This window comes from Streptomyces sp. NPDC046931, from assembly GCF_040644655.1.
In the GTDB taxonomy this organism is placed as follows: Bacteria; Actinomycetota; Actinomycetes; order Streptomycetales; family Streptomycetaceae; genus Streptomyces.
On record NZ_JBEYWX010000001.1, the window covers coordinates 767,344 to 793,077 of the forward strand.

26 protein-coding genes and 1 tRNA gene are annotated in these 25,734 nt (G+C 70.2%); 8 read left to right on the forward strand and 19 right to left on the reverse strand.

Going from position 1 to position 25,734, the window contains the following annotated elements; all coding sequences use genetic code 11:
• Window positions 1-106: 106 nt before the first annotated feature.
• Complete coding sequence (locus ABZ876_RS03530) at window positions 107-769, forward strand: SDR family oxidoreductase (protein ID WP_361773555.1); 663 nt, start codon at window positions 107-109, stop codon at window positions 767-769.
• A gap of 78 nt (window positions 770-847) precedes the next feature.
• Here the strand turns inward: ABZ876_RS03530 and ABZ876_RS03535 are convergent, their stop codons facing one another.
• From ABZ876_RS03535 to ABZ876_RS03545, 3 genes are all read right to left on the reverse strand, one after another.
• A complete protein-coding gene (locus ABZ876_RS03535; protein WP_361773557.1) occupies window positions 848-1,060 on the reverse strand; it encodes a hypothetical protein in 213 nt (70 codons plus the stop codon).
• Window positions 1,061-1,258: 198 nt separating this feature from the next.
• Window positions 1,259-1,732: an NUDIX domain-containing protein gene (locus tag ABZ876_RS03540; RefSeq protein WP_361773560.1), complete on the reverse strand. Its 474-nt coding sequence runs from the start codon at window positions 1,730-1,732 to the stop codon at window positions 1,259-1,261.
• Between the two features lie 168 nt (window positions 1,733-1,900).
• A complete protein-coding gene (locus ABZ876_RS03545; RefSeq protein WP_361773562.1) occupies window positions 1,901-2,821 on the reverse strand; it encodes an AEC family transporter in 921 nt (306 codons plus the stop codon).
• A gap of 1,272 nt (window positions 2,822-4,093) precedes the next feature.
• Here ABZ876_RS03545 and ABZ876_RS03550 point away from each other — a divergent pair.
• Together ABZ876_RS03550 and ABZ876_RS03555 are read left to right on the forward strand one after the other, a co-directional pair.
• A complete protein-coding gene (locus tag ABZ876_RS03550) occupies window positions 4,094-4,483 on the forward strand; it encodes a hypothetical protein (RefSeq protein ID WP_361773565.1) in 390 nt (129 codons plus the stop codon).
• Between the two features lie 88 nt (window positions 4,484-4,571).
• Window positions 4,572-5,075, forward strand: a complete 504-nt coding sequence (locus tag ABZ876_RS03555) for a hypothetical protein (RefSeq protein ID WP_361773568.1) — start codon at window positions 4,572-4,574, stop codon at window positions 5,073-5,075.
• 301 nt (window positions 5,076-5,376) lie between these two features.
• Here the strand turns inward: ABZ876_RS03555 and ABZ876_RS03560 are convergent, their stop codons facing one another.
• Both ABZ876_RS03560 and ABZ876_RS03565 read right to left on the reverse strand, forming a co-directional pair.
• The gene (locus ABZ876_RS03560) at window positions 5,377-5,751 is read right to left on the reverse strand and encodes a DUF4440 domain-containing protein (RefSeq protein WP_361773571.1); all 375 of its coding nucleotides are present in this window, start codon (window positions 5,749-5,751) and stop codon (window positions 5,377-5,379) included.
• 360 nt (window positions 5,752-6,111) lie between these two features.
• A tRNA-Tyr gene (locus tag ABZ876_RS03565) sits at window positions 6,112-6,193 on the reverse strand.
• 224 nt (window positions 6,194-6,417) lie between these two features.
• Between ABZ876_RS03565 and ABZ876_RS03570 the strand changes: the two genes are divergently transcribed.
• A complete protein-coding gene (locus tag ABZ876_RS03570; RefSeq protein ID WP_361773574.1) occupies window positions 6,418-6,906 on the forward strand; it encodes a YajQ family cyclic di-GMP-binding protein in 489 nt (162 codons plus the stop codon).
• A gap of 95 nt (window positions 6,907-7,001) precedes the next feature.
• On the opposite strand, the gene ABZ876_RS03575 is transcribed toward ABZ876_RS03570, so the two are convergent.
• A complete protein-coding gene (locus ABZ876_RS03575) occupies window positions 7,002-7,268 on the reverse strand; it encodes a GlsB/YeaQ/YmgE family stress response membrane protein (RefSeq protein WP_361773577.1) in 267 nt (88 codons plus the stop codon).
• 175 nt (window positions 7,269-7,443) lie between these two features.
• Between ABZ876_RS03575 and ABZ876_RS03580 the strand changes: the two genes are divergently transcribed.
• A complete protein-coding gene (locus tag ABZ876_RS03580) occupies window positions 7,444-8,703 on the forward strand; it encodes an APC family permease (RefSeq protein WP_361773580.1) in 1,260 nt (419 codons plus the stop codon).
• Window positions 8,704-8,845: 142 nt separating this feature from the next.
• Here the strand turns inward: ABZ876_RS03580 and ABZ876_RS03585 are convergent, their stop codons facing one another.
• From ABZ876_RS03585 to ABZ876_RS03645, 13 genes are all read right to left on the reverse strand, one after another.
• The gene (locus ABZ876_RS03585; protein WP_361773583.1) at window positions 8,846-9,409 is read right to left on the reverse strand and encodes an SMI1/KNR4 family protein; all 564 of its coding nucleotides are present in this window, start codon (window positions 9,407-9,409) and stop codon (window positions 8,846-8,848) included.
• 144 nt (window positions 9,410-9,553) lie between these two features.
• Complete coding sequence (locus ABZ876_RS03590; RefSeq protein ID WP_361773586.1) at window positions 9,554-9,946, reverse strand: YccF domain-containing protein; 393 nt, start codon at window positions 9,944-9,946, stop codon at window positions 9,554-9,556.
• Entirely contained in the window at window positions 9,943-10,806 is an 864-nt protein-coding gene (htpX, locus tag ABZ876_RS03595) for a zinc metalloprotease HtpX (RefSeq protein WP_361773589.1), read from the reverse strand. The genes ABZ876_RS03590 and htpX overlap by 4 nt, the downstream gene beginning before the upstream one ends.
• A 233-nt stretch (window positions 10,807-11,039) precedes the next feature.
• Window positions 11,040-12,539 (reverse strand): NADH-quinone oxidoreductase subunit N, encoded by a 1,500-nt coding sequence (locus ABZ876_RS03600; RefSeq protein WP_361773592.1) that lies wholly within the window; start codon window positions 12,537-12,539, stop codon window positions 11,040-11,042.
• Window positions 12,536-14,110, reverse strand: coding sequence for an NADH-quinone oxidoreductase subunit M (locus tag ABZ876_RS03605; RefSeq protein WP_361773595.1), 1,575 nt, complete (start codon window positions 14,108-14,110; stop codon window positions 12,536-12,538). The genes ABZ876_RS03600 and ABZ876_RS03605 overlap by 4 nt, the downstream gene beginning before the upstream one ends.
• A 6-nt stretch (window positions 14,111-14,116) precedes the next feature.
• Window positions 14,117-16,108 (reverse strand): NADH-quinone oxidoreductase subunit L, encoded by a 1,992-nt coding sequence (locus ABZ876_RS03610; protein WP_361773598.1) that lies wholly within the window; start codon window positions 16,106-16,108, stop codon window positions 14,117-14,119.
• Window positions 16,105-16,470 (reverse strand): NADH-quinone oxidoreductase subunit NuoK, encoded by a 366-nt coding sequence (nuoK, locus tag ABZ876_RS03615; protein ID WP_361773601.1) that lies wholly within the window; start codon window positions 16,468-16,470, stop codon window positions 16,105-16,107. Before nuoK ends, ABZ876_RS03610 begins: the two co-directional genes overlap by 4 nt.
• Window positions 16,470-17,099: an NADH-quinone oxidoreductase subunit J gene (locus ABZ876_RS03620; RefSeq protein WP_361773604.1), complete on the reverse strand. Its 630-nt coding sequence runs from the start codon at window positions 17,097-17,099 to the stop codon at window positions 16,470-16,472. Before ABZ876_RS03620 ends, nuoK begins: the two co-directional genes overlap by 1 nt.
• A complete protein-coding gene (locus tag ABZ876_RS03625) occupies window positions 17,096-17,626 on the reverse strand; it encodes a 4Fe-4S binding protein (RefSeq protein ID WP_361773933.1) in 531 nt (176 codons plus the stop codon). The genes ABZ876_RS03620 and ABZ876_RS03625 overlap by 4 nt, the downstream gene beginning before the upstream one ends.
• A 113-nt stretch (window positions 17,627-17,739) precedes the next feature.
• The gene (locus ABZ876_RS03630; protein ID WP_361773607.1) at window positions 17,740-18,708 is read right to left on the reverse strand and encodes a complex I subunit 1 family protein; all 969 of its coding nucleotides are present in this window, start codon (window positions 18,706-18,708) and stop codon (window positions 17,740-17,742) included.
• Window positions 18,705-20,111 carry an NADH-quinone oxidoreductase subunit C gene (locus ABZ876_RS03635; protein ID WP_361773610.1) on the reverse strand — a complete coding sequence of 469 codons (1,407 nt, stop codon included), beginning with the start codon at window positions 20,109-20,111 and terminating at the stop codon, window positions 18,705-18,707. Before ABZ876_RS03635 ends, ABZ876_RS03630 begins: the two co-directional genes overlap by 4 nt.
• Window positions 20,108-20,785 (reverse strand): NADH-quinone oxidoreductase subunit B family protein, encoded by a 678-nt coding sequence (locus tag ABZ876_RS03640; RefSeq protein ID WP_361773613.1) that lies wholly within the window; start codon window positions 20,783-20,785, stop codon window positions 20,108-20,110. The genes ABZ876_RS03635 and ABZ876_RS03640 overlap by 4 nt, the downstream gene beginning before the upstream one ends.
• Complete coding sequence (locus tag ABZ876_RS03645; protein ID WP_361773936.1) at window positions 20,776-21,198, reverse strand: NADH-quinone oxidoreductase subunit A; 423 nt, start codon at window positions 21,196-21,198, stop codon at window positions 20,776-20,778. The genes ABZ876_RS03640 and ABZ876_RS03645 overlap by 10 nt, the downstream gene beginning before the upstream one ends.
• A 450-nt stretch (window positions 21,199-21,648) precedes the next feature.
• Here ABZ876_RS03645 and ABZ876_RS03650 point away from each other — a divergent pair, with 450 nt between their 5' ends.
• From ABZ876_RS03650 to ABZ876_RS03660, 3 genes are all read left to right on the forward strand, one after another.
• Entirely contained in the window at window positions 21,649-22,845 is a 1,197-nt protein-coding gene (locus tag ABZ876_RS03650) for a sensor domain-containing protein (RefSeq protein WP_361773616.1), read from the forward strand.
• Window positions 22,846-23,130: 285 nt separating this feature from the next.
• Entirely contained in the window at window positions 23,131-24,483 is a 1,353-nt protein-coding gene (locus ABZ876_RS03655) for a sensor domain-containing protein (protein ID WP_361773619.1), read from the forward strand.
• Window positions 24,484-24,824: 341 nt separating this feature from the next.
• Window positions 24,825-25,484: a response regulator transcription factor gene (locus ABZ876_RS03660; protein WP_361773939.1), complete on the forward strand. Its 660-nt coding sequence runs from the start codon at window positions 24,825-24,827 to the stop codon at window positions 25,482-25,484.
• The last annotated feature ends 250 nt before the right edge of the window (window positions 25,485-25,734 follow it).

Sequence of the window (25,734 nt, forward strand, 5' to 3'; positions counted from 1 at the left end):
TCCCGCCCGGAGTGAACACGACGTCAGTGCCGGGGCCGGACGTCGGTATCGAGCCACGCGTGGGATCGTGCGGCGAAGGCGTCCCTGCGGGCGTACGGTCGGAAACATGCGCATTGTCATCGCTGGTGGTCATGGTCAGATCGCGCTGCGGCTGGAGCGGCTGCTCGCCGCGCGTGGTGACGAGGTCGCGGGAATCATCCGCCGCGCGGAACAAGCCGACGATCTGCGGGCGAGCGGCGCCGAACCGATCGTCTGCGACCTGGAGTCGGAGTCCGAGTCGGTCGAGGAGATCGCCGCGCACCTGGAGGGAGCCGACGCGGCCGTCTTCGCGGCGGGTGCGGGCCCGGGCAGTGGCGCGGAGCGCAAGTACACCGTGGACCGTGACGCGGCGATCAAGTTCGCGGACGCGGCGGAACGAGCCGGCGTACGCCGTTTCATCGTCGTCTCCGCGATGGGCGCGGACCCGGAGCACCCGGGCGACGAGGTCTTCGACGTGTATCTGCGGGCCAAGGGCGAGGCCGACGCCTACGTACGCGCCCACAAGTCCCTGGACTGGACGGTCCTGCGTCCCGGCGCGCTGACGAACGACGCCGGCAAGGGCCTGGTGCGTCTGGAGGCCCACACCGGGCGCGGTGAGATCCCTCGCGACGACGTCGCCGTGGTCCTCGCGGAACTCGTCGACACGCCCGCGACAGCCGGTCTCACCCTGGAACTCATCGGCGGCTCGACCCCCGTGTCGGTGGCCGTGAAGTCCGTGGCGGGGAACTGACCCGCGCCGGAGGCGCCCTTCCGACACCGACGCCGCGACGGCGCAACACCGCAACACCGCAACACCGACATCGACGTCTCAGAACAGCGGCAGTTGATCCGGGAACTCCGGTACGACATACCCGTCCAGGGTGGGCTGGGCGGCGTCGGCCTGCGCGAGCCGGCGGGATCCCCCGCACGATGCGAGCACCCCGTCGGCGCGCGCCCCCGGCGGATCGTGCCGCGCGAACCGCCCTGCCACGACGGCGATTTCCCGATGGCACTCGGGGCAACTCCTGCGCGGCGACGACATGCCGTCAGCGTACGAGAACCCGACGGAACAGGCAGACGAGTGGACGAGTGGACGGGTGGACGAGTGGACGGGTGGACAACGGAACCGGTGGACAGGTGGACGGGTGAGCCGGAGGAAGGCCGGACGGGCCGACCGCCGAGCAGGGCGAACGGGCAGGCCGTGCGCTGAAGTGGGCGGACGGGCGGGTGGGCGGACGGCTCAGCCGATGTAGGGAGCGCGCCGGCTGTCGTCCATCGCGTGCTCGATCCTCAGCCGCATGGTGGGGTGCACATCCAGACTCTCGAGGTCCGCCGGGTCCACCCAGCGGACCTGCGTCGTCTCGGAGCTGGTCCGCAGCCGCCCGCCGACCGGGCGCGCCCGGAAGCAGAGGCTGAACTGCTGGCGGACCTCCCCGTCGTCGTACCGCATGACATGCCCGGGGTCGGTGTAGATCCCGCTGAGGCCGACGACCTCCACCTCGATCCCGGTCTCCTCCCTCACCTCACGAACAACGGTGTCCCCGATGGTCTCCCCGATGTCGTGCCCTCCACCCGGCAGCGCCCAACGGCCGTTGTCCGACCGCTGAATCAGCAGCACCCGCCCTGCCTTGTCCCGCACGAAGGCCACGATCGAGGGAACGACGGAGTTGGCGGGCGGAGCGTCCGGATCATGCAGATAGTCGATACGACCCATGGCTCGGGCTCCCCGGGACAGCGGCGACGGACAGACTTGTGGATCGCCCCAGGGCCGCGTCGCCCACGCGTGCGGCGCCACGACCAAAGGTCACGTCCGACGATAACGGCGATGTCCGGACCTGGGCCGGTACCCCGCGCCACCCCGCAGCCGACACCCCCGAAACTGTCAGCCCAGCAATGCGGCGACCACCACCAACACCGGCACCGAAACCACCGTGGACAGCAGAATCGCGTCCCTGGCGAGCACCTCGCCCACCTCGTATGTGCCGGCGTACGTGTAGAGGTTCTGCGCGGCCGGCAGTGCCGAGGTCACCGTCACGTCGAGCAGTGGCGCTCCGTGCAACCCGAAGACGTTTGCCGCCAGGATCCAGGCGACGACCGGCTGGCCCACCGCTTTCAGGGCCACGGCGAGAAACACGGGGTGGCGGTCCCGGCCGCGGCCGGGCAGGGCACCTCCGCGCAGGGAGATACCGAACGCGAGCAGGACCGCCGGGACGGACATGTTGCCGATGAGGGTGATGGGGTCCATGACCGGGCCGGGGACATGGACGCCGGCCGCCGAGACCAGGACACCGCTCAGCGAGCCCACCGCGATCGGATTGCGCAACGGCGTCAGCAGGCGCCGCCACCACGGGCCCTTCTCACCCATGCCGGAGAGGTCGAGGATCGTCAGGGCGATGGGGGTCACCATGACGACCTGGAAGAGCAGCACCGGGGCCACCAGGGACGCGTCGCCCAGGACGTACACGGCGATGGGGATACCGAGGTTGCCGGAGTTGACGTAACTGGAGCACAGGGCGCCGATGGTGGTGCGGCCCACGCCCCAGTGGCGTACGACACCGACCGCGACGAAGACGCCCGCCGCCGCGGCCGTGCTCATCGCGGTCACCAGCAGCCGGCTGGAGAAGATCACCGACAGGTCGGCGTGGGCGAGCGTAGTGAACAGCAGGGCGGGTGACGCCACATGAAAGGCCAGCTTGGTCAGCACCTCCCGGCCGCGCTCGCCGAGATGGCCGCCGCGACCGAGGACGTAACCGACGGCGATGACGACCGCGATGACCGCGAACCCGCTCAACACCCCCTGCACGGAGCCTCCTGGGCGGACCGGAGGCCGTCGGGTATCCAGGGCGGTGCTGATCCCGAGGATCTATGGTGCATGCAGCCAACCCTCCGGGGAGGGCCGGACCGGGTCAATGTGATCTTCGCTGCTCCCGCCGGCGGGCTCCGCTCACCCCACCGACGAGTCCTGTCCGCCCCGCGGTCCACAGGACATGGACCCCGCGACACCGCGCGTACTCGTGCTGCCCGGCCCCGCCCGCCGGGGCGGGGTGCCGGGCCGGCCTTGGAAGTCGACGGCTGCGGCATCTACCGGCACTTGTTCGTCACACGCCCGCACCGCGGACACGTCCTTGAACGGCGATGTGCCCCGCATGACCTTCTGCCGCGATAACCGCGTCTCGTCGGCAGTTCCCGCCTTCACCGAATTCCGCTCAAATCCGGGTCCGGAGAGCGGCACCAGCGACAGCCCAGGTCTCATCGGCCCCCCGCTTGAGGAGTTCGTACGTCGCCATTGCGGGCGCGGCGCCCCACCGCCGCGTTGCTCCCAGCCGCGGAACAGGCCGGCTCCTGCATGCCCGAGGAGGCCGCGCGCTTCTGGTCCGTCCAACTCCGGCCGCACCCGTGCCGCAATACCGCGACGACCTCATCGCGATCGCCGGGCTGGCGTGCCCTCCGATGCCCTCTCAGCGCGAAGACAGGGGAAAGCATTGTTACGTGCATGCTCAAGTGAAGCTCAAGAATGCGGCCACCGCGCATTCACACCTCCTCCACTTGCGCCACAAGATCCATATCCGGTACTAATGGTGAGGCCGCGCCGCTCAGTGCACAACACGAGTCGCCTGTGTGCGGATGCCGCTCCCTGACCAGGAGTTGCTCAAATTTTCACGGGGGAAGTCACATGTACCGGCGCGTGCCGTCGTCTTGTTCCGGGCTGCCGCCGACTGTCGGCGTGGTAATGCCACATCGGCGTCGTACGCGGAATTCGTAACATTCTTTCTTTGGCCTCGCTCAGGCATTTCCTGCCCAGCATTCCGTATGGGCGAGGCTGTATGGCGCCTGTTTCCATGACCAGTGACAGGCGAAGAAACAAGGGAAAAGCAACATGAGACTGTCTACAGCTGCGCAGCGTCCGGCTTCGCAGACCAGCCGCGGGGGAATACTGCGCGCAGCCGCCATCGCGGCCACTGTCGCCGTAGCGTTGGGGGCTGCGGCCCCACTGGCGGAGGCATCCGAGGCGCAGGACACCACGCCGGTAGTGCCACAAACCCTGGTCGCGGGGACTGCGGCGACGCCGTCAGACATGGCGATCACCGCTGCCGAAGTGCGCGACCTCATCAAGCAGATGAAGGCTGATGGTGCGGACTCCGCTGAGATCGCGCAGTTCGAGCTCTACGCGCATTCCCTGGAAACCGGCAAGCCTGGAAGCTCGTTCCTCGGTCAGGGAACGATCATGCGGAAGCTGATCTGCGCCGCTTTCCGGCACGGCGGCACGTGGCTCGGCAAGGTGCTCAAGCACGTCCACCCGAAGGCAGCCAAGTACGCGGGCAAGTACGGCGGTAAGATCGCCGACGCCATCGAGGGTGTGGAGGGCTGGGGGGAGCACGCTCTGGTCATCGCCCTGGTCAGGGCAGGAGTCCCCACTGACGTGGCGAAGGATCTCGCCATGGCCATCATGCTGGTCGCGTTCTAGCGCCGATCCGGGTCTCTGGGACATGGCCGGGCACTCGCGGCCTGTCCCAGGCCCCACCACCAACGGAGAAAGCCGAAGCGGAGCCTTGATGGAGAAGCCGTCCATACCCGCGGATGACACCAATGGCGACGACGAGCCGAAGACCTTCGGTGAGAAACTCCTGGCCGGAGCCGTTGTCGGCGGATTGACGCTGTTCGCGGTTGTCCCCGTCGGCCTCGTATACCTCCTGATCCTGCTCGGCACCGCTGCCGTCTTCCCGCAGGCGATCGAATTCGAGGGGACAGCGCCCGTGTTCTGGGCGTTGCTGCTCCTGGCTCCGTGTGTGTGCCTGGCGATGGCCATCACGGTGCCGGTGCGGCATCTCGCGCGTGCCTCGCTCCGTCCCTCGCCCGCCGCCGGCAACATGCTGGACGCTGCCTGCAGTTGGCTGACCTGCTTCCTCGTTGGTCTGATGCTTCTGACGTGGACGCCAGGAGTGCATGCCCACTCGATGATCCCAGCAGTGACCGTGGCCACCGCCAGCGTCGTGGTGGGTCTGCTGGCCGAGCGGCTGGGTTTCGGCCGCGGCAACGACGTGCACAAGGACCGCTGACAACCGGCCCGGACATCCGGCGGTACCGCGTCCTGGCAACCCGCGGAACGGAGCAGGTCCCTGCTGTTCTCCTTCGTTCCGGCAGGGCGGTGCCCCCGCCGGCAGCCCGCCCCAACCCCCGTGGGGCGGGCCTTCCCTGCTTTCGGGAGTCCTGTGTGTCCAGATATGCACAGACACAGGCACAGGTGAAGGTAAAGGTGAAGGTGAAGGTGAAGGTGAAGGTGATCACTCGCGCCGAAGCACCTCCATGCCGACGTCGCTACGCCGACCTTGCGCCTCGGCAAGGGGCCGAAAGGAGGCTCTAGTCCACACCGGGCGGCACGAGCGTGGCTTGGTGGTAGTACATCCGCCAGCCCGCCTTTCCGTCTGCCTTGCGCCAGATCGAACTGTGCCTGGTCCTGCGGTCGCCGAGTATGGCCTCGAACGTCAGATGCACCAGGCCCGGTGCAAGGAGGACTCCCGATATGTCTGAGGGCTCGTAGCGGGGAGCGTCGGTCGAACTGCCTTCATGATCGGCGAGTGTGGCGAGCATCGACTCGTACGTCCACCGCCGCCCCGACCCGCCGACCTCTACGAACTCCGGGTCGAGGAGTTGCCCGGCACGTTCCCGCGAAGCGCGTACCTGCGGATCCATGAGCTGCAACTCGCACGCGATCGCCTGCTTTACATCGTCCATTGGGCTGTCCACGGATAGATCCTCGCAGGACTCGACCGAGCGTGGCCGTCAATGATCTCGCGACCAGGCTGGGAACCGACGGCTACCTACCGATCATGAAGGGTGGTCCCCCGATGGCAAAGGTGATCAGTGATGACGAGCTTGCGGACCGGTGATCACTCGGATGCCCGCGGCTGGAGTTGCCGTGGCGGACAACTCGCCGGCTGAGACTCCACCGACCGCGTGATCATGGTCACCGTGTCGTGCTGTGAGCATGCCGGATCGAGGGGGAACCGTGGGGAACGATGGGCGGAGGGGATGGGCTGAAACGAGAGCGGCCCCCGACCAAACTTGCTGGTCAGGGGCCGATTCCCACTAGCGTGGCGGCGCCAGGATTCGAACCTGGGAAGGCGAAGCCGGCAGATTTACAGTCTGCTCCCTTTGGCCGCTCGGGCACACCGCCGGGGGTTGCTGCCGTGGAGCCGCTTTTCTGCGGTGCTCCCTGGCAACGACGTAAACGATACCTGATGCACGGGGGTGCTTCGCCACCCGATAGTCGGCACCTCGAGCGGGACGGGATGACTAGGCTTGAGCGGATGCGGCCCGGGGTCGAACCCGGGCCAGGCGGCCGCGCTCCCGCACGCCGATACGCACCCCGATCCATCCCGATACAAGGAGCCACAGGACATGGCCGACTCCAGTTTCGACATCGTCTCGAAGGTAGAGCGGCAGGAGGTCGACAACGCCCTCAACCAGGCCGCCAAGGAGATCTCGCAGCGCTACGACTTCAAGAACGTCGGTGCCTCGATCGCCTGGTCCGGCGACAAGATCCTGATGCAGGCCAACTCCGAGGAGCGTGCGAAGGCCATCCTCGACGTCTTCGAGTCGAAGCTGGTCAAGCGCGGGGTCTCCCTGAAGTCGCTGGACGCCGGTGAGCCGCAGCTCTCCGGCAAGGAGTACAAGATCTTCGCGTCGATCGAGGAGGGCATCTCCCAGGAGAACGCGAAGAAGGTGGCGAAGATCATCCGCGACGAGGGCCCGAAGGGCGTCAAGGCACAGGTGCAGGGCGACGAGCTGCGCGTCAGCTCCAAGAACCGCGACGACCTGCAGGCCGTGATCGCCCTGCTGAAGGGCAAGGACTTCGACTTCGCGCTGCAGTTCGTGAACTACCGGTAGGCCCCTGCGGCCCGTCGTCCGGTACGAGGAAGGGTGGGCACCCCGAGCGGGGTGCCCACCCTTTTCCGCTGCCGGCTGCGGCTTCAGGGATGCGGTCAGCGCCGTGAGTCGCCGAACAGGACGCGGTAGATGATCAGCAGCACCAGGGAGCCGCCGATCGCGGCCGCCCACGTCGGGCCGTCGTAGAAGTGCTTGCTGATCGGGTGGTGGAGCCAGCGGGCGGAGATCCAGCCCCCGAGGAAGGCGCCTGCGATACCGATGAGGGTCGTACCGAAGAACCCTCCGGGGTCCTTGCCCGGCAGCAGGAATTTCGCGATGGCGCCCGCCAACAGCCCCAGAATGATCCAGCCGACGATGCTCATGCCCTGACCCTGCCTCTCCACGCTGTGCCTGTGCTGCGCTCATGCTCCGGCCAGGCTGTTTGCATGCGTTGACGCCGCCTGATGCTGCTGGTCTCGCCGATTCCTGCGGTCGTGAGCGTCATCGGGGAGGACGCCCCCGGGCTGTCGGCGGTTGCGGGTCAGTAGGGTGCGGTCCATGACACAGTCGGGAGCGCGATCGCCCGGAGGCGTTGGGTTGCGCCGGACCCTCGGGCTTGGTGACGCCGTCGTCATCGGACTCGGATCGATGGTCGGGGCCGGGATCTTCGCCGCCCTCGCCCCGGCGGCGCGCGCGGCCGGGTCCGGGCTGCTGCTCGGGCTGGCGGTCGCGGCCGTGGTCGCCTACTGCAACGCGACGTCCTCGGCACGGCTGGCCGCCCTGTATCCCGCCTCGGGCGGCACATATGTGTACGGGCGGGAACGGCTCGGCGCCTTCTGGGGGTATCTGGCGGGCTGGTCGTTCGTCGTCGGGAAGACCGCCTCCTGTGCGGCCATGGCGCTCACCGTGGGCGCATACGTCTGGCCGGGCCAGGCGCACGCCGTGGCGGTGGCGGCCGTGGTGGCGCTCACCGCCGTGAACTGCGGCGGCATGCAGAAGTCGGCCCTGCTGACACGGCTGATCGTGGCGCTGGTCCTGGCTGTCCTCGCTTCCGTGGTCGTCGTGTGTCTCGGGTCCGGGGCGGCCGACGCGTCGCGGCTCGACGTGGGCCGCCCGGGCGGCGCCGGGGTGTTGCAGGCGGCCGGGCTGCTCTTCTTCGCGTTCGCGGGATACGCGCGGATCGCGACCCTCGGCGAGGAGGTCCGGGATCCGGAGCGCACCATCCCGCGCGCGATCCCGCTGGCACTGGGTATCGCGCTGGTGGTGTACACGGCGGTGGCTGTCGCCGTCCTTTCCGTGCTGGGTCCGGATGAGCTCGGGCGTGCGGCGGCACCGCTGGCGGACGCGGTGCGGGTGGCAGGCGTGCCCGGTCTCGTACCGGTGGTGCGGGTGGGCGCCGCAGTGGCCGCGCTGGGCTCGCTGCTGGCGCTCATCCTGGGTGTCTCGCGGACGACGCTGGCCATGGCCCGGGACCGGCATCTGCCGGGCGGCCTGGCGGCCCTGCACCCGCGGTTCCAGGTGCCGCACCGGGCCGAGCTGACCGTGGGCGTGGTGGTGGCCGCGCTCGCCGCGACGGTGGATGTCCGGGGCGCGATCGGCTTCTCCTCCTTCGGGGTGCTGGCGTACTACGCGATCGCCAACGCATCCGCCTGGACACTGAGTCCGTCGCCGGCTTCGCGTGTCGTACCGGCGGTCGGACTCGTCGGCTGCGTCACCCTGGCGTTCGCGCTGCCCGCCGTGTCGGTGGGTGTGGGCGCGGGGGTGCTGCTTCTGGGCGTGGCGGCGTACGGCGTGCGGCGGCGGGGTGCCGCACGGTAGCCATCGGCGCGTCGGAGGGCACGCCCGAGGTTGTCGGGAGTCTCCGAGGGTGGTGGTTCGGCAGTCTCCGGCGACGGTGGTGTGGGAGCCTCCGGCGGTGGCAGTGGGGGGCCTCCACTGGTGGCGGTGGGAGCGCGCCCGGCTATGCCGCCCGTGCGACGGCCGTGCGTATGGGGAAGTCCGGCCACGGGGCCAGGTCCGCTCCGTCGTTGGACTCCTCGTACCAGCCCGTGCCGTCGAGCCAGGTCCGGAGCCACTCCGCGAGGTCGGGGGTGTCCACATACCAGGCGTGGTCGGCGTCGTCGGCGTTCGGCTCGTAGAGCAGAACCATGCCCCGCGGCGTGCGGCAGTCCACGCACGCGTACATTCCGCAGCCCCAGTGGGATATCGGCAGTACGCCCTCGGGCCAGGCCCACTCAGGGTCCTTGCGGCCGCTCTGGCGGTTGGCGAGGTACTGCGGGACGGCGGCCGGCTCGCCGGACGGAGGGCTGTCGAGCAGGGGCAACAGGCCGTAACCGGGGCCGAATCCGCCATCCCCTACCCGGTACAACTCGGCGAGCAGCGGTGGCAGGGAAAAGCCCAGGGCCTTCTCGGCGCGGGCGATGGCGTCCTTCTCCACGGGCTCGGGCAGCGAAGGCCAGCCCCACGGGCGGGTGTTGCGGGCCCGCTCCGCCACCCTCTCCAGCAACTGCTCCATCTCGGTCATGGGTTCATGATGCAGGGCGCCACCGACAATCGGGCGGCCTGTGGACAACCGCCCCCGTCACTGTGGGGCACCGGGCCGCCGGCGGCCCGGCGGCCGTCCGACGTGGGCAGCGTGTGGCTCCGGCGGCATCCGCCGCCCGGACCCTCAGCGCGCCGTGAAGGGCTCGTCCGTGCGGACGATCTCCCGCCCCAGAGGCAGCAGGGAGACCGGGATGAGCTTGAAGTTGGCGATGCCGAACGGAATGCCGATGATCGTGACGCACAGGGCGATGCCCGTGACGATGTGGGCGAGGGCCAGCCACCAGCCCGCCAGGACCAGCCACAGGACGTTGCCGATACAGGAAGGAGCGCCCGCGTCACCACGCTCGACCGTTGTGTAGCCGAAGGGCCACAACGCATAGACACCGATACGAAACGCAGCGATGCCGAACGGTATCCCGATGATCGTGACGCACAGCAGCACACCCGCGAGCAGGTAGCCCAGGAACAGCCAGAAGCCGCTCAGCACGAGCCAAATGACGTTCAGGATCGTCTTCACCGGTGGCGACCTGCCATCTGCTCGAGCCGGGCGATGCGTTCCGCCATCGGCGGGTGCGTGGAGAACATCTTGGCGAGTCCCTGGCCCGGGCGGAAGGGGTTCGCGATCATCATGTGGCTCGCGGTCTCGATACGCGGCTCGGGCGGCAGCGGGAGCTGCCTGGTACCCATCTCGAGCTTGCGCAGGGCGCTCGCCAGCGCGAGGGGGTCGCCGGTCAGCTGGGCGCCGGAGGCGTCCGCCTCGTACTCCCTGGAGCGGCTGATGGCGAGCTGGATGACGCTCGCGGCGAGCGGGCCCAGAATCAGGATCAGCAGCATGCCGAGGATGCCGGGGCCCTCGTCGTCGTCCGAGCGGCCCACGGGGATCAGCCAGGCGAAGTTCACCAGGAACATGATCACCGAGGCGAGGGCCGCGGCGACCGACGAGATCAGGATGTCGCGGTTGTAGACGTGGCTCAGCTCGTGCCCGATGACGCCGCGCAGTTCGCGCTCGTCCAGGAGGCGCAGGATGCCTTCGGTGCAGCACACTGCCGCGTTGCGCGGGTTGCGGCCCGTCGCGAACGCGTTCGGCGCCTCCGTCGGCGAGATGTAGAGGCGGGGCATGGGCTGGCGGGCCTGGTTGGAGAGGTCGCGGACCATGCGGTACAGCGCAGGCGCCTCGAACTCGCTCACCGGTCGCGCGCGCATCGCGCGTAGAGCCAGTTTGTCGCTGTTCCAGTACGCATACGCGTTCGTGCCGAGTGCGATGACGACGGCGACGATCAGGCCCATGCGCCCGAAGAAGCTGCCGATGACGATGATGAGTGCGGACAGTCCCCCGAGGAGTACTGCGGTCCTGAGCCCGTTGTGCCGGCGGTGCACGGTACGCCCTCCAAATGGTGCGGCAGGGGAACCCTTTGTCTGCTGATACTGCTGACTCCACTTCTCAGTGGACCCTCCCGCACTGGTCAACGCCAGGCGGGGAGCACGAGTTCCCTGGTGCGGGCACCGGGGCGCATAGGCCGTCCGGGTGAGGCGACGGCCTCCTCACGCGCGCGTGAGGAGGCCCCACGCGCGCGTGCCGAGTCTGGGTGCCCGCTCGGTGAGGGCGTCGGTCAGAACAGGCCGGTGGCGGAGAAGCGGAGCACCAGCTGCGGTGCTCCGGACAGGGCGATGCCCAGGACGGCGGTGAGGGCGATGGCGGCCGTGAGCGGGGCCGGCACGCGGTGTTTCTCGGGCTCTCCGTCGGGGGCCCGGAAGAGCAGGGCCGTCCACTGGAGGTAGTAGAAGAGCGCGATCACCACGTTGACGGCCATGACCACGGCGAGCCAGCCGAGTCCGGCGTCGACGGCCGCGGAGAACACGGTGACCTTCGCGAAGAGGCCGATGATGCCGGGCGGCAGGCCTGCCAGGCAGAGCAGGAAGAACGCCAGCAGCACGGCGGCGAGGGGGTGGGACGCGTACAGGCCCCGGTAGTCGGTGATCCGGTTCAGGGCCCTCACCCGGCCCACGAGCGCCGCCACGGCGAAGGCGCCCATGTTCACCGCTCCGTACATGAGGGCGTATGCCACGGTGGAGCCGATCGACTTCTGGGCGTCCCTGGAGTAGGCGGCCGCGGCGATCGGCACCAGGAGGTATCCGGCCTGGCCGACGGAGGACCAGGCGAGCAGGCGTACGGCGCTGTACGCGCGCGTGGCCTGCTGCCGCAGGGCGCCGACGTTGCCGACGGTCATGGTGAGGGCCGCCAGCGCGGCCAGGGCCGGGCCCCACACGTCGGAGTACGAGGGGAGGGCTACCACGGTGACGAGGATCAGGCCGGAGAAGCCGACCGCCTTGCCGACGACGGACAGGTAGGCGGCGACCGGCAGGGGCGCACCCACATAGGTGTCGGGCACCCAGAAGTGGAACGGGACGGCGGCCGTCTTGAAGGCGAAGCCGACGAGGGTGAGAACGACACCCGCCTGGGCGAGCGTGTGCAGCTGACCGTCCACGTGCTGGATCCGGTCGGCGATCCGGACGAGGTACAGACTGCCCGTGGACGCGTACACGAAGCTGATGCCCATGAGGGACACCGCGGTCGCGGTGACCGACGACAGGAAGAACTTCAGGGCCGCTTCGGAGGACTTCCTGTCGCCGTGCCGGATGCCGACGAGGGCGAACGCCGGCAGGGACGCGACCTCCAGGGCGACGACGAGGGTCGCCAGGTCGCGGGAGGCGGGCAGCAGGGCGGCTCCGGCCGCGGAGGAGAGCAGCAGGAACCAGAACTCCCCTTCGGGGACCTCCTTGCGGGCGTCCTTCAGGGCGGTGACGGACAAGAAGGCCGCGAGGAGGGCGCCGAGCAGGACGAGGAGCTGGATGACAAGGGTGAAACGGTCCACCGTGTAGCTGCACAGACGCGGATCGCCCGTCAGGCAGAAGGTGGCGCGGTCGCCGTCCAGGAGGGGCAGCAGCATGAGCGTCGCGGCGGCGAGCCCCGCGACGGAGACCCAGCCGAGGAGGGGCCTTCTCCGCTCTTCGACGAAGAGGTCGGCGACGAGGACGACGAGTCCGACGACGGCCGTGATGGTGGGCGGCGCGATTGCCAACCAGTCGACGGACTGGACGAGGGAGCTCATCGGGTGCCTCCTGCGAGGAGCTGCTGCACGGCCGGGTCGGTCAGGCCGAGGAGGGCCCTGGGCCACAGGCCTGCCACGACGGTGAGGACGACGAGTGGCGTCCAGGCCGCGAATTCGTAGGCATGCACGTCGGCGAGGCTCGGCGCCTCCTGCGGTACGGCCCCCATGCACACCCGTCGGACCACGACGAGCATGTACGCGGCGGTGAGGAGCGTGCCGAACGCGGCGATCGCCATGAAGGTGAGGAAGGCCGGGCGGCTGAGGTCGGCGGCGGGTTTGAAGGCGCCGAACATGGCGAGCATTTCCCCCCAGAATCCGGCCAGGCCCGGGAGGCCGAGCGAGGCGACGGCGGCGAAGGCGAGCAGGCCGCCGAGGCGGGGTGCCTTGCCGTAGAGGGCGGCGCCGGTCTCCTCGGACAAGGTGTCGAGGTCGGTGGTGCCTGTGCGGTCTTTCAGCGCCCCGACCAGGAAGAAGAGCAGACCGGTGATGAGGCCGTGGGCGATGTTGGCGAACAGCGCGCCGTTCACTCCGGTCGGGGTGGTGGTCGCGATGCCGAGCAGCACGAAGCCCATGTGACCGACGGAGGAGTAGGCGATGAGCCGCTTGAGGTCGCCTTTCGCGCCCCGCTTGGCGAGGGCGAGGCAGGCCAGGGATCCGTAGATGATCCCGACGACGGCGAAGGCGGCGAGGTAGGGCGCGAAGGTGTGGAATCCCTCCGGCGCGACCGGCAGGAGGATACGGACGAATCCGTACGTACCCATCTTCAGTAGAACGCCGGCCAGCAGGACCGAGCCGACGGTGGGTGCCGCGGTGTGGGCATCGGGCAGCCAGCTGTGCAGCGGCCACATCGGCGTCTTGACCGCGAGCCCGATCCCGATTGCCAGAACGGCGATGACCTGCACGGATGTGGTGAGCGACCGGCCGTTGTCAGTGGCGAGTGCCACCATGTCGAACGTGCCCGCCTTGAGTCCGATCAGGAGCAGGCCGAGCAGCATGACGACGGAGCCGAGCAGCGTGAAGAGGATGAATCGCCACGCGGCCCTGGTCCGCCCCTCGCCGCCCCAGCGGGCGATGAGGAAGTACATCGGGATGAGGACCATCTCGAAGGCGAGGAAGAACAGCAGCAGATCGAGGACGGCGAAGGCGGCGAGGGTGCCGGACTCGAGGACGAGCAGCAGGGCGACGAAGGCCTTCGGGGACGGGCCCGCGGGCAGCTTGAAGTACGAGTAGAGCGCGCAGAGGAAGGTCAGCAGCGCGGTCAGGACCAGAAGGGGGAGGGAGATGCCGTCGATGCCGAGGTGGATCCGTACGTCGAGTGCGGGGATCCAGCTGATGTCGGTCGTGGCCTGCATCTTCGACGGGTGGCCGTGGTCGAAGCCGAGCGTGAGGACGACAGCGGCGACGAGGACGGCGCCGGTGACGGTGACACCGTGCCGCAGCACGGCCTGCTCGGGCGACTTTCCCTTCAGCCCGGGCGGGGCCGGCAGGAGAGCGGCGAGCGCGCCGATGAGCGGCACGACGACGATGAATGCCAGAAGGAACTGCATCACGGACTCGCTGATATCGATCACGTCTGCTCACACTCCCGTGGCGACGAGGAGGGCGGCCACCGCCAGGACGACGGTGCCGGCGAGCAGCGCGCTCACATAGGTCTGCACATTGCCGGTCTGGGCTCGCCGTACGGCGGCGCCGAGCAGGCGGGGCAGGGCTCCCGCGCCCCGGACGTAGGTTTCGACGACCTCGCTGTCCAGGAACCTGACGAGGCCGGCCCCGGCCCTGACCGGCCGGACGAAGAGCGCGTCGTACACGGCGTCGAGGTGGAAGCCGACGGCCGCGTGGCGGTGCAGCGGGCCGAGCAGCAGACGGCCCGGGTCCGCGGGGTCGGGTGCGGAGGCCACATCGCCGTACGCGGGCGCGTGGCTGGCGATGGCCTCGGCCTCGACCAGACCGGCGTCCCCCTCGGGGTGGGCCGCGACCGCACCCAGCGGGACACGGGCCGCGAGGGCGGTGGTGTGCCGCCAGGCCCCGTAGGTCACGAGGCCGCCGACCAGGGCCAGGCCTGTGCCGAGGACCGAGGTGGCGAGCGCCGGAGTGAGGGAGCGGCCGTCGAACCAGTCGGGCAGGACGCCGTAGGCGAGGCCGAACACGAGCGACGGAACGGCGAGCACCCACAGCACGGCATTCATCGCGAGGGGTTGCTTGCCGTGGTCGGGTGCCTCGGTGCCGTGGCCGCGGAAGGCGAGCAGCCACAGGCGGGTTGCGTAGGCGGCGGTGAGCAGGGCGGTGACCATACCGGTGACGAGGACGATCCATCCCGCGGCGTCGGGTGCGTGCCCGGTGTGACCGGTTGCGACGTGCTCGGCGGCCCCGAGGACGGACTCCTTGGAGAAGAAGCCCGCGAAGGGCGGGATCGCGGCGAGTGACAGCAGCGCCACGGTCATCGTCCAGTAGGCGTCGGGCACGCGGGCCCGCAGGTCCTTCATCCGAGACATGGCGGCCAGCGAGTTGGTGCCGGCGGCGTGGATGATCACGCCGGCGGCGAGGAAGAGCAGTGCCTTGAAGGCGCCGTGCGACAGGAGGTGGAAGACGGCGGCACCGCGGTCGCCGACGGCGAGGGCGCCGGTCATGTAGCCGAGCTGGCCGACCGTCGAATAGGCGAGGACGCGTTTGACGTCGTCCTGGGCGAGCGCGGCGAGCGCCGATCCGGCCATCGTCACGGCGGCCATCACTGCGAGGACCACCATCGCGGCCGAGGAGGCCTCGAAGACCGGGAGGATGCGGCCGATGAAGTAGACACCGGCGGCGACCATGGTCGCCGCGTGGATCAGTGCGGAGACGGGGGTGGGGCCCGCCATCGCGTCGGGGAGCCAGGTGTGGAGCGGGAACTGCGCCGACTTGCCCGCCACGCCGGCCAGGAGCAGCAGAGCGACCAGGGTGGGGTGGTGCAGTCCGCCGCCGGCGACGGCGCCGAGGACCTTGGTGATGCGGAAGGACCCGGCGTCGGTGCCGAGCGCGAACAGCCCGATGAGGAAGGGGATGTCGCCGAGCTTGGTGACCAGGAAGGCCTTGATGGACGCGGCGCGGGCTTCCGGGGTTTCCCAGTAGTGGCCGACCAGGAAGTAGGAGCAGATGCCCATGACCTCCCAGCCGACCAGCAGCACGATCAGGTCGCCCGAGTAGACGACCAGAAGCATCGCGGAGGTGAACAGGGAGACGAGAGCGGCGTATGAGGGGTAGCGCGGGTCCTCGCGCAGATAGCCCGTCGAGTAGATCTGCACACAGGTGGCGACGACGCCGACCAGGACGGCGACGAGGGCGGCGAAGCCGTCGATGTGCACGGCGAGTTCGATGGGGACGGAGCCGGTGGGGGTCAGCTCGGTCGCGGAGTCGAGGGCCCGGCCGCCGCCCTGGCGTGCGGCGACCAGCACCGCCAGTACCAGAGAGGCGAGCGTCGGCAGTACGGCGAGCGGGCGCGCGAACCCGGGGGCTGTGCGGCCGAGCAGCAGGACGGCTGCGGCACCGAGGAACGGAAGAAGGGGGACGAGAACGGCGAGGGTTGTTGTGGTCACGCGGTGGCCTCAGCCTTCTCGGCCGCAGGGGTGTCGCCGTCGTGGCCCTCGGCGGTGTCGCGGAGCCGGTCGATGTCCGAGGTGCCGCGGTTGCGGTAGACGGCGAGGACGATCGCCAGGCCGATACCGATCTCCGCGGCGGCGATGGCGATGGTGAACAGGGTCAGGGCCTGGCCGGAGTGCAGCGTCTCGCGGGCGGTCCTGCTCAGCCAGACGTCGAAGGCGACGAGGTTGAGGTTGACGGCGTTGAGCATCAGCTCGACCGACATCAGGACGAGGATCGCGTTGCGGCGGGCGAGAACGCCGTACAGGCCGGTGCAGAAGAGGAGGGCGGAGAGTACGGCGGGATAGGCGAGGTGCATCAGCGGACGCCTTCCTTCTCGCTCCTGCTGCCCGGGACGGCCGGAGTGGTCGCGGTGTTCGCCGCGTTCGCCTTGGCCTTGCGGGACAGGACGATCGCGCCGACCAGGGCGGCGAGGAGGAGAACGGAGAGGGCCTCGAAGGGGAGGACCCAGTTCTGGAAGAGGCTCGCGCCAGTGACCTTGGTGGAGCCGGAGGCGGCGCCGTCGAGGTCGATCCACGTCGTGCGGAAGGCGTCGACGACCACCCACACCAGCGCGGCCGCGGCGGCGACGGCCACGGTGAGGGCGGCCAGGCGGTTGCCGGAGTCGGCGTCCGGGGAGCGGCCGATGGGTGCCTTGGTGAGCATCAGACCGAACAGGAGGAGGACGACGACGGAACCGACGTAGATGAGGACCTGCATCCAGGCGATGAACTCGGCGGTGAGCAGGAGGTACTCGACGGCGAGCCCACCGAGGGTCGCCACCAGCCACAGGGCGGCGTGGACCAGCTGCCGGGTGGTGACGGTGACGAGCGCGGCGCCGAAGGTGGCCAGCCCGACGAGGAGGAAGGCGACTTCCACGCCGGTCGGGGAGAGGAAGCCGTGCGTGGAGGCGGCGGCCGTGGTCGCCGTCGCGAAGGCGAGGCTCACGACGCTCCTTCCTGCGGATCGGCGGGCTCGGTCGACTCGGTCGGCTCGGTCGGCTCGGCCTGGGCCGCGGCCAGCTTCTCGGCGGTCTTGCGGGCGGCGGCGATTTCCTTGGGCTCCTCGGCACTGGGGTCGAGGGCGGGCGGGGCCGGCACGGTCCACATCCACTCGCGGAGCTTGTCGCGCTCGTGGGTGAGGTCGCGGATGTCGGTCTCGGCGTACTCGAACTCCGGGGACCAGAACAGCGCGTCGAAGGGGCAGACCTCGATGCAGATACCGCAGTACATGCAGAGGGAGAAGTCGATGGCGAAGCGGTCGAGGACGTTACGGCTGCGCTCGCGGCCGCCGGGGGCGGCGGGCGGGACCGTCTCCTTGTGGGAGTCGATGTAGATGCACCAGTCCGGGCACTCGCGGGCGCACAGCATGCAGACGGTGCAGTTCTCCTCGAACAGGCCGATGACGCCGCGGCTGCGCGGCGGGAGGGCGGGCTGGGCGTCCGGGTACTGCTCGGTGACGGACTTCCTCGTCATCGTGCGCAGGGTGACGGCCAGACCCTTGGCGAGCCCGGAGCCGGGAATCGACAGGCGGGGCCGCCCGGAGGGCGTCGTCGAGGAGCGGTGGTCGGGCGACGGGCGGGACATGGTTAGGAGATCACCACCTTGACGATGCCGGTGAGGGCGATCTGGGCGAGGGAGAGGGGGACGAGGAGGGTCCAGGAAAGCTTCTGGAGCTGGTCCTCGCGCAGGCGGGGATAGGTGACGCGGAGCCAGATGACCACGAAGGCGAGGATCGCGGTCTTCAGGAGAGTCCAGAGCCAGCCGAGGCCGTCGGCGCCCCACGGACCGTGCCAGCCGCCCAGGAACAGGACGGTGGTCAGACCGCACAGAACGACGATTCCGGCGTACTCGGCAAGGAGGAACAGGGCGAAGCGGAGGCCGGTGTACTCGGTGTACGCGCCGAAGATGATCTCCGAGTCGGCGATGGGCATGTCGAACGGCGGACGCTGGAGCTCGGCGAGGCCCGCGACGAAGAAGACGAGCGCTCCGACGATCTGCCAGGGCAGCCACCACCACCGGAAGGCGTCGACGATGCCGGGGAGCGAGACGGTGCCCGCCGCCATGGCCACGGAGGCGGCGGCGAGCAGCATGGGGAGTTCGTAGGCGAGGAGCTGGGCGGCGGTGCGCAGGCCGCCGAGGAGGGAGAACTTGTTCGCGGAGGCCCAGCCGGCCATGAGCGAGCCGAGGACGCCGACGCCCATGACGGCGAGGACGAAGAAGATGCCCGCGTCGATGACCTGGCCGACCGCGCCCTCGCTCGGCCCGATCGGGATGGCGAGGAGGACGAGGAGGTAGGGCAGCAGGGCGACGGCAGGGGCGAGCTGGAAGATACGGCGGTCGGCACCCGCCGGGACCACATCCTCCTTCTGGGCGAACTTCACGCCGTCGGCGACGAGCTGGGCCCAGCCGTGGAAACCGCCGGCGTACATCGGACCGAGGCGGCCCTGCATATGCGCCATGACCTTGTGCTCGGTCTGGCCGACGATCAGGGGGAAGGTGAGGAAGACGACGAACACGACGAGAAGTCGCAGGGCGACGTCTAGAGCGCCGTTCACTGCGTGCCTCCGGAGGGGTCGTCGGGGGTGGTCTCGTCCGAGGTGGTCTCGTCCGGGTTGGGCGGCTTGGGACGCTGGGCGTCGCCGGGGCGCGCCTTGCCGGGTCCGCTGTCGCCGGGGCGGTCTTGGGCGGAGCCGGTGTCGCCGGAGCCGGTTCTCCCGCCGGTTGCGTCGGGCTCCGTCGCGGGCGCGACGTTCCCCTCTGCGGTCGCGGACTCGGCTTCCGCGGAAGGCTCGGCCGCGGCTCCGGCCTGGGTTCCGGCCTCGGTCTGGGCCACGGTTCCGGCCTCGGTCTCGACCACGGTTCCGACCTCGGTCTCGGCCGCGGAAGGCTCGGCCGGGGTCTGCGGCTTCGTGGACGGCTCGGAAGCGGTCTGCGGCTTCGCGGAAGGCTCGGGCGCAGTCGGCTCGGACTCGTCGAAAGCCGGGCGGGCGTGGTGCCACGGGGCGTCCGTGCTGCGCGGGGCGGCGGCGCGCTCGGCCGCGCGCTGCGAGGCCGAGCCCTCCGAAGCACTCCGCGCACGGCGGGGACCGGCTGGGGCAGCCGTCGCACCGGTGTCAGCTTCGGCGCGCTGCGAAGCGGAGCCCTCCGAGGCGCTCCGGGCGCGGCGCGGACCTGCCGGAGTCGCAGGCTGCGCCGGCTCCGCCCGGCGCTGCGATGCCGAGCCCTCCGAGACGCTGCGGGCGCGGCGGGGTGCGGGCGTGGTCTCCGCGGGTTCGGCTGCTGCCGGGGCCTGGCTCGCCGAGCCCTCGGCTGTCGTGCGGGTGCGGCGTACAGGGCGGTCGCCCGCCGCACGGCCCGCGGCTCGCGCGGGGCGTGCGGGAGCCGGGGGCAGCTGCCCCTTGAGAGGGCCCCACTCGTTCGGGTCGGGGACGCCCGGAGGCAGCATCTGACGGCGCTTGGGTCCGCCGTGGTCGGACTCCCCCGGCTCCTTGGCGCCGGGCCAGGCCTTGGCGACCCGTGCCGCCAGCACGAAGTCCTTGCGCAGGGGGTGGCCCTCGAAGCCCTCGGGCAGGAGCAGGTGGTCCAGCGCCGGGTGGCCCTCGAAGGTGATGCCGAACATCTCGTGGGTCTCGCGTTCGTGCCAGGCGGCGCCCGCGTAGATCTCCACGGCAGAGGGCAGGGTGGGGGCCTCGTGCGGGACCGTGGTCCGCACAAGGAGACGGCGAACCGGAGACAGGGCCACCACATGCGCCGAGACACGCAGGCCGGTGCCCGGTTCGTCGACCGCGCTCAGCCAGTCGAAATAGGTGCAGCCCAGCTCGTCGCGCGCGACCCGCAGCGCCGCGGTCCAGCCCGTGGGCGGCACGTCGACCGTCAGGACCTCGTACGACTCCTCGGCCGTGGCCTCCGGGCCGAAGAGGTCCTCGACGGATACGGGCAGCCAGCCGATCGTGGTCATCGCGCCACCCCGGAATCCAGGCCCGCCTCCGGGCCCTCACCGGAACCCGGGCCCGTGGCCGCAGTGGCCGCAGTGGCCGACGGCGGCTGGACGAGCCCGCTCTGCAGGGCGGCGGTGGACGGCCTCTGGGAGCCGTACCGCTCCCCCAGCGACTCGCGCGCGATCTTCTCCTGGAGCTTGAGGATGCCCTGGAGCAGCGCCTCGGGGCGCGGCGGGCAGCCGGGGACGTACACGTCCACCGGGATGATCTGGTCGACGCCCTTCGTGACCGAGTACGAGTCCCAGTAGGGCCCGCCGCAGTTCGAGCACGCGCCGAAGGAGATGACGTACTTGGGCTCGGGCATCTGTTCGTACAGGCGTTTGACCGCCGGCGCCATCTTGTCCGTGACCGTGCCGGACACCACCATCAGGTCGGCCTGGCGCGGGCCGGGCGCGAAGGGGATCACCCCTAGGCGGATGAAGTCGTGCCGGGCCATCGACGCGGCGATGAACTCGATCGCGCAGCACGCGAGTCCGAAGTTGAAGACCCACAGCGAGTAACGGCGGCCCCAGTTCAGGATCACCTTCATCGGCTCGGGAGCGAGGCGTGCGAGCGCGCCGAGCCGCTTGGGCTCGGGCAGGAGCACGGGCTCCGGAGCCTGGGAGGCCGAGGCAGCCGAGGGGTTCACGTCCATGTCAGGACGCCCTTCTTGTATGCGTACAGCAGGCCCACGGCCAGGAAGCCGAGGAAGATGAACATCTCCACCAGCGTCGCGGCGCCGTAGCCGGGGGCGGCGAAGACCGTCGCCCAGGGAAACAGGAAGATCGAGTCGACCGCGAAGATCACGTACAGGAAGGCGTAGACGTAGTAGCGGACCTGTGTGTGGGCCCAGCCCTCGCCCACGGGGTCGACGCCGCACTCGTACGTCAGGAGCTTCTCCGGGGTGGGCACGACAGGGCGCAGCAGGCGGCCCGCGCCGAAGGCGACGGCGACGAAGAGCACGCCGACGGCGGCGAGCAGCCCGACGACGGAGTAGGAGTGGAAGTAGCCCGCCGCGATGACGTTCCCGGCGTTTCCGGCGGTCCCCGCGCTCCCGGTCTCCGCCATGACAGCGACGGCGGTCGGATCCGGCACGTCAGCCCCTCGCTCCCTGACCTCGTGACCTTGGTGAACCCTGCGAACCTTGTGTTCGACGATCTGTACGCACGGGAGTCTAGGCCCTGCTAAAGAGAAGGTAAGCAGCCCGTCACACCTCGAGACGCGCTGGTACTTCCCGTGCGCTCCGATCACGTACCCCTGGCGCGACTCCACTCACGCCCCACGCGAACCCGGAACCGTCCCCGACGGGACTCGGAAACCATCCTGACGGGACTCGGGAACCGCCCCCGAGGGGACTCGGGAGCTGCTTTTGGCGGGACCCTGTGCTCTGCTCCTTTCTGCTCCTTACGGAACCCGGGGAGGTGGGGTTTCCCCCACTGGAACGCGGCGGCCCGCCTCATGGTGTTGCGGCAGGCGGCGCGGCAGGCTGAGCGACATGACCGAACGAGGCCGGCAGATATGACCGAGCGCATGACGATCCACGGCGTCCGGGACGGCGACGAGCGTCCGCCACCCCCGCGTCTCGCCCTGGACGGGCACACCTGGCGGGAAATCGCGTATCTGCTCGCGAATCTGCCGATGTCACTGATCGGGTTCACCTACGTGGTGACGGTGCTGGCCACAGGTGCGGGGCTGACGGTGACCGTGATCGGTTTCCCGCTGCTGGCGGTCGGGCTGGTGGGCGCGCGGCAGCTCGGCAAGCTGGAGCGAGCGCGGGCCAGGGCGCTGCTCGGGCTGCGGGTGGAAGAGCCGACACCGCTGCCCCTGCTCAGGAGAGGCGGGCCGTCCCGGCGACTGTGGCTGGCGCTGAAGGATCCCGTGGGCTGGCGGACGATCCTGTACGACTTCATCCGGCTGCCCTGGGGGATCCTGACCTTCACCGTGACGCTGGTGTCGCTGTTCCTGCTGTGGCCGGTGCTGCCGTTCCTGGCGCGCGGCCTGGCGAACGTGGACCGGGCGATGGTGCGGGGCCTGCTGTCCCCCTCGGACGAGCTGGAGCGACGCATCGCCGAGCTGGAGTCCGACCGCGGGGTGGTCGTGGACACGGCGGCAGCCGACCTGCGGCGCATCGAGCGTGATCTGCACGACGGGGCGCAGGCCCGGCTGGTGAACCTGGCGATGGGGCTCGGACTGGCCAAGGAGAAGCTGCTGGAGGATCCGGACACGGCGGCGGCGATGGTCGAGGAGGCACACGGCGAGGTGAAGCTGGCGCTGCAGGAGCTGCGGGACCTCGCGCGGGGCATTCATCCGGCGGTGCTGACCGACCGGGGCCTGGACGCGGCGCTGTCGGCGGTCGCCACGCGCTGCACGGTGCCGGTGAAGGTGACCGTGGACCTGGAGAGAAGACCGGCCGCGGCGATCGAGGGCATCGCCTACTTCACGGTCTCCGAGCTGCTGCAGAACATCAGCAAGCACAGCGGGGCCAAGTCGGCTTCCGTCGATATCTGGCGGGCGGAGGAGCGGCTGCTCATCCAGGTGCGGGACGACGGTCGCGGTGGCGCCCGCCTCGACGGCGGCACCGGCATGGCGGGGCTGGCCGAGCGGCTGGGGGCGGTCGACGGCCTGTTCGTCGTGGACTCTCCGGTGGGGGGCCCTACGACGGTCACGGCGGAGCTTCCGTGGCGGGACCGGGCGGAAGAGGTGGCCGGGCGGTAAGGACCCGGGGGCGTAGCGGTGCGGGAGGCGGCCGCGCGCGGGAGTGTGCGGCCGCCTCCGCGTTCGCGGGGCCGTGTTCGCCTTCTCGGCACGGCGGCCGTGTCCGCCTGTCACGCGGGAGCCGTGTGCGCCGGCGGGGCGGGGTGGGGAAAACCCCCGTTCCAAGACGCCGACGCACTCCATGGTCGGAGGGGCGCGGGACCAGCACTGTGGAGGTACGAACCCGGAGAGGGCCGAGCAGGCCGGCACCGCCAGGGTGGACGACGAGGAGAACGGACGACACCGATGGCCACGCAGTACGGGCAGGAGTACGGAGAGTGGGACGGCCCGCGGGCACAGGGCGCCGGAAGGCGGCCGCACCGGCTTCCGGCCGTGCTGCGGGCACCGGTCGAGGGGCGCAGCTGGGGTGAGTTCTGCTATCTGCTGCTGAGCCTGCCGATCGGGATCGTGATGTTCACCTACAGCGTCACGATGTTCTCGCTCGGCGCCGGTCTGCTGGTGACGTTCCTGGGGATACCGGTGCTGGCGGCGGCGCTCGCGGGCTGCCGCGGCTTCGGCGCGCTGGAGCGGGCACGTGCCCGGGGGCTGCTGCGGCTGGAGATTGCCGATCCGGAGCCTCTGACGGCGAACCGGCGAGGGCCGATGGCCTGGGTCGGGGCGATGCTCAGAAGCGGGGTGTCGTGGCGGCACATGCTGTACACGGTGGTGCATTTCCCGTGGGCGGTCTTCTCGTTCACCGTCGGGGTCACCTTCTGGACGTGCGGGTGGGCGCTGCTCATGTATCCGCTGTGGTTCTGGGTGTTCCCCATGTACGGCGGTCAGGGCGGGCTTCAGCTGTACGGCGACGAGACGCACAGCGTCTATCTGGACAACCCGTTCGAGATCACGGTGGCCGCGCTGGTGGGTCTGTTGATCACGCTGGCCACGCCGTGGATCGTCCGGGGGCTGACGACCGTGGACCGGCTGCTGGTGCACGGGCTCCTCGGGCCTTCGCGGCTGGCCACCCGGGTGGTGGAGCTGGAGTCGGACCGGGGGGTGGTCGTCGACACGGCGGCGGCGGACCTGCGGCGCATCGAGCGGGATCTGCACGACGGGGCGCAGGCCCGGCTGGTGGCGTTGGCCATGGATCTGGGGCTGGCCAAGGAGAAGCTGGCGCAGGACCCCCGGGCGGCGGCGCAGATGGTGGAGGAGGCGCACGGCGAGGTCAAGACGGCGCTCCAGGAGTTGCGGGACCTGGCGCGCGGTATCCACCCGGCGGTGCTGACGGACCGGGGACTGGACGCGGCGCTGTCGGCGGTGGCCTCGCGATGCACCGTGCCGGTGCAGGTGGAGGTGGACCTGCCGTCACGGCCGGCGCCGGCCATCGAGGGGATCGCTTACTTCACCGTGTCGGAGCTGCTGCAAAACGTCAGCAAGCACGCACGGGCGTCGCGGGCGACGGTGGACGTGTGGCGGGTGGAGGACCGGTTGCTGCTGCAGGTGGTGGACGACGGGGTGGGGGGCGCGGATGCCTCCGGCGGGTCGGGGCTTACCGGGCTGGCGGGGCGGCTCGATGCGGTGGACGGGATCCTGGTGGTGGATTCGCCGCCCGGGGGCCCGACCCGAGTCACCGCCGAACTGCCGTGGCGATCATCCTGACGGGACCGAGCACCCGCGCAGACCCCCGAACGCCCGAGAGCTGACCGAGGACACCCGCCGCCTCCCGGCTGCCCCGGCACACGACGCCTGACGGCGCCACCGCCCCAGGCCGCCGCCGAGAGCCGCGCCTCCCCCTACCGCCCCACCCGCTGTACGCCGCGGAAACGCCCCTCAACACGGCCGCGGGGAGACTTGTCCACAGGCCCGGTGTGGAAGTGTGGACCGCGCGATACTGAGGTGCCGGAGGGGCGGGGGGCGTCGTACGTCCAGGACACCGCCGGACGCGTGGACGCACAGCCGAAGACGAAGGGCACGGGGGGCCGAGGATCGTGGAGGACAGGGTGCGGGTGGTCATCGCCGAGGATTCAGTGCTGCTCAGGGAGGGCCTGACACGGCTGCTGACCGACCGCGGACACGATGTCGTCGCCGGGGTCGGGGACGGGGGCGCGCTGATCAAGACCATCACCGAGCTCGCGGACCGCGACGAGCTGCCCGACGTGGTCGTGGCCGACGTCCGGATGCCGCCGACGCATACGGACGAGGGTGTCCGAGCCGCGGTCCAGCTGCGCAAGGCGCACCCCGGTCTGGGCGTGCTGGTGCTGTCGCAGTACGTCGAGGAGCGGTACGCCACCGAGCTGCTGGCCGATTCCAGTCGCGGTGTGGGCTATCTGCTCAAGGACCGGGTCGCCGAGGTGCGCGAGTTCGCGGACGCCGTGGTCCGGGTCGCCCAGGGCGGCACCGCACTGGACCCGGAGGTGGTCGCACAGCTGCTTGGGCGCAGCCGCAAGCAGGACGTGCTCGCCGCGCTCACTCCACGCGAGCGGGAGGTCCTGGGGCTGATGGCCGAGGGGCGGACGAATTCCGCGATCGCCCGGCAGCTGGTCGTGAGCGACGGGGCCGTGGAGAAGCACGTCAGCAATATCTTCCTGAAACTCGGCCTGGCGCAGAGCGACGCGGATCATCGGCGTGTTCTGGCCGTGCTCACCTACCTCAACTCCTGATCGACCGACACTGTGTCAGGCGACGGGAAGCCATGTGCGGACCCGACGGCCCCCGGGCGGGGGTCCACGCGCCCCGGCGCTGCGGCAGCACCCCGGAAGCACCAGCACCAAAGGATGAGCAGGGAGCGTTTTCCAGAGCAGCGCCGGAAGGCGGATAAATCATGGCAAAACAAGGCGTCGGACTGTCTCGCGGTGGTGTCCATCATGCGAACTACCCAGGGAAGGCGACCCTTACCGACGTAGGGTTGAA

Excerpts from the sequence above, each read along its gene's own strand:
- ABZ876_RS03575 (WP_361773577.1), bottom strand. The coding sequence starts at position 7,268 with ATGAGCATCGTCGGCTGGATCATTCTGGGGCTGTTGGCGGGCGCCATC.
- ABZ876_RS03645 (WP_361773936.1), bottom strand. The coding sequence starts at position 21,198 with ATGGCGGAGACCGGGAGCGCGGGGACCGCCGGAAACGCCGGGAACGTC.
- ABZ876_RS03560 (WP_361773571.1), bottom strand. The coding sequence starts at position 5,751 with ATGGACGATGTAAAGCAGGCGATCGCGTGCGAGTTGCAGCTCATGGAT.
- ABZ876_RS03635 (WP_361773610.1), bottom strand. The coding sequence starts at position 20,111 with ATGACCACGATCGGCTGGCTGCCCGTATCCGTCGAGGACCTCTTCGGC.
- ABZ876_RS03570 (WP_361773574.1), top strand. The coding sequence starts at position 6,418 with ATGGCCGACTCCAGTTTCGACATCGTCTCGAAGGTAGAGCGGCAGGAG.
- ABZ876_RS03600 (WP_361773592.1), bottom strand. The coding sequence starts at position 12,539 with ATGAGCTCCCTCGTCCAGTCCGTCGACTGGTTGGCAATCGCGCCGCCC.
- ABZ876_RS03585 (WP_361773583.1), bottom strand. The coding sequence starts at position 9,409 with ATGACCGAGATGGAGCAGTTGCTGGAGAGGGTGGCGGAGCGGGCCCGC.
- ABZ876_RS03625 (WP_361773933.1), bottom strand. The coding sequence starts at position 17,626 with ATGACGAGGAAGTCCGTCACCGAGCAGTACCCGGACGCCCAGCCCGCC.
- ABZ876_RS03580 (WP_361773580.1), top strand. The coding sequence starts at position 7,444 with ATGACACAGTCGGGAGCGCGATCGCCCGGAGGCGTTGGGTTGCGCCGG.
- nuoK (WP_361773601.1), bottom strand. The coding sequence starts at position 16,470 with ATGCACCTCGCCTATCCCGCCGTACTCTCCGCCCTCCTCTTCTGCACC.
- ABZ876_RS03555 (WP_361773568.1), top strand. The coding sequence starts at position 4,572 with ATGGAGAAGCCGTCCATACCCGCGGATGACACCAATGGCGACGACGAG.
- ABZ876_RS03655 (WP_361773619.1), top strand. The coding sequence starts at position 23,131 with ATGGCCACGCAGTACGGGCAGGAGTACGGAGAGTGGGACGGCCCGCGG.
- ABZ876_RS03530 (WP_361773555.1), top strand. The coding sequence starts at position 107 with ATGCGCATTGTCATCGCTGGTGGTCATGGTCAGATCGCGCTGCGGCTG.
- ABZ876_RS03550 (WP_361773565.1), top strand. The coding sequence starts at position 4,094 with ATGGCGATCACCGCTGCCGAAGTGCGCGACCTCATCAAGCAGATGAAG.
- ABZ876_RS03540 (WP_361773560.1), bottom strand. The coding sequence starts at position 1,732 with ATGGGTCGTATCGACTATCTGCATGATCCGGACGCTCCGCCCGCCAAC.
- ABZ876_RS03535 (WP_361773557.1), bottom strand. The coding sequence starts at position 1,060 with ATGTCGTCGCCGCGCAGGAGTTGCCCCGAGTGCCATCGGGAAATCGCC.
- ABZ876_RS03650 (WP_361773616.1), top strand. The coding sequence starts at position 21,649 with ATGACCGAGCGCATGACGATCCACGGCGTCCGGGACGGCGACGAGCGT.
- ABZ876_RS03640 (WP_361773613.1), bottom strand. The coding sequence starts at position 20,785 with ATGGACGTGAACCCCTCGGCTGCCTCGGCCTCCCAGGCTCCGGAGCCC.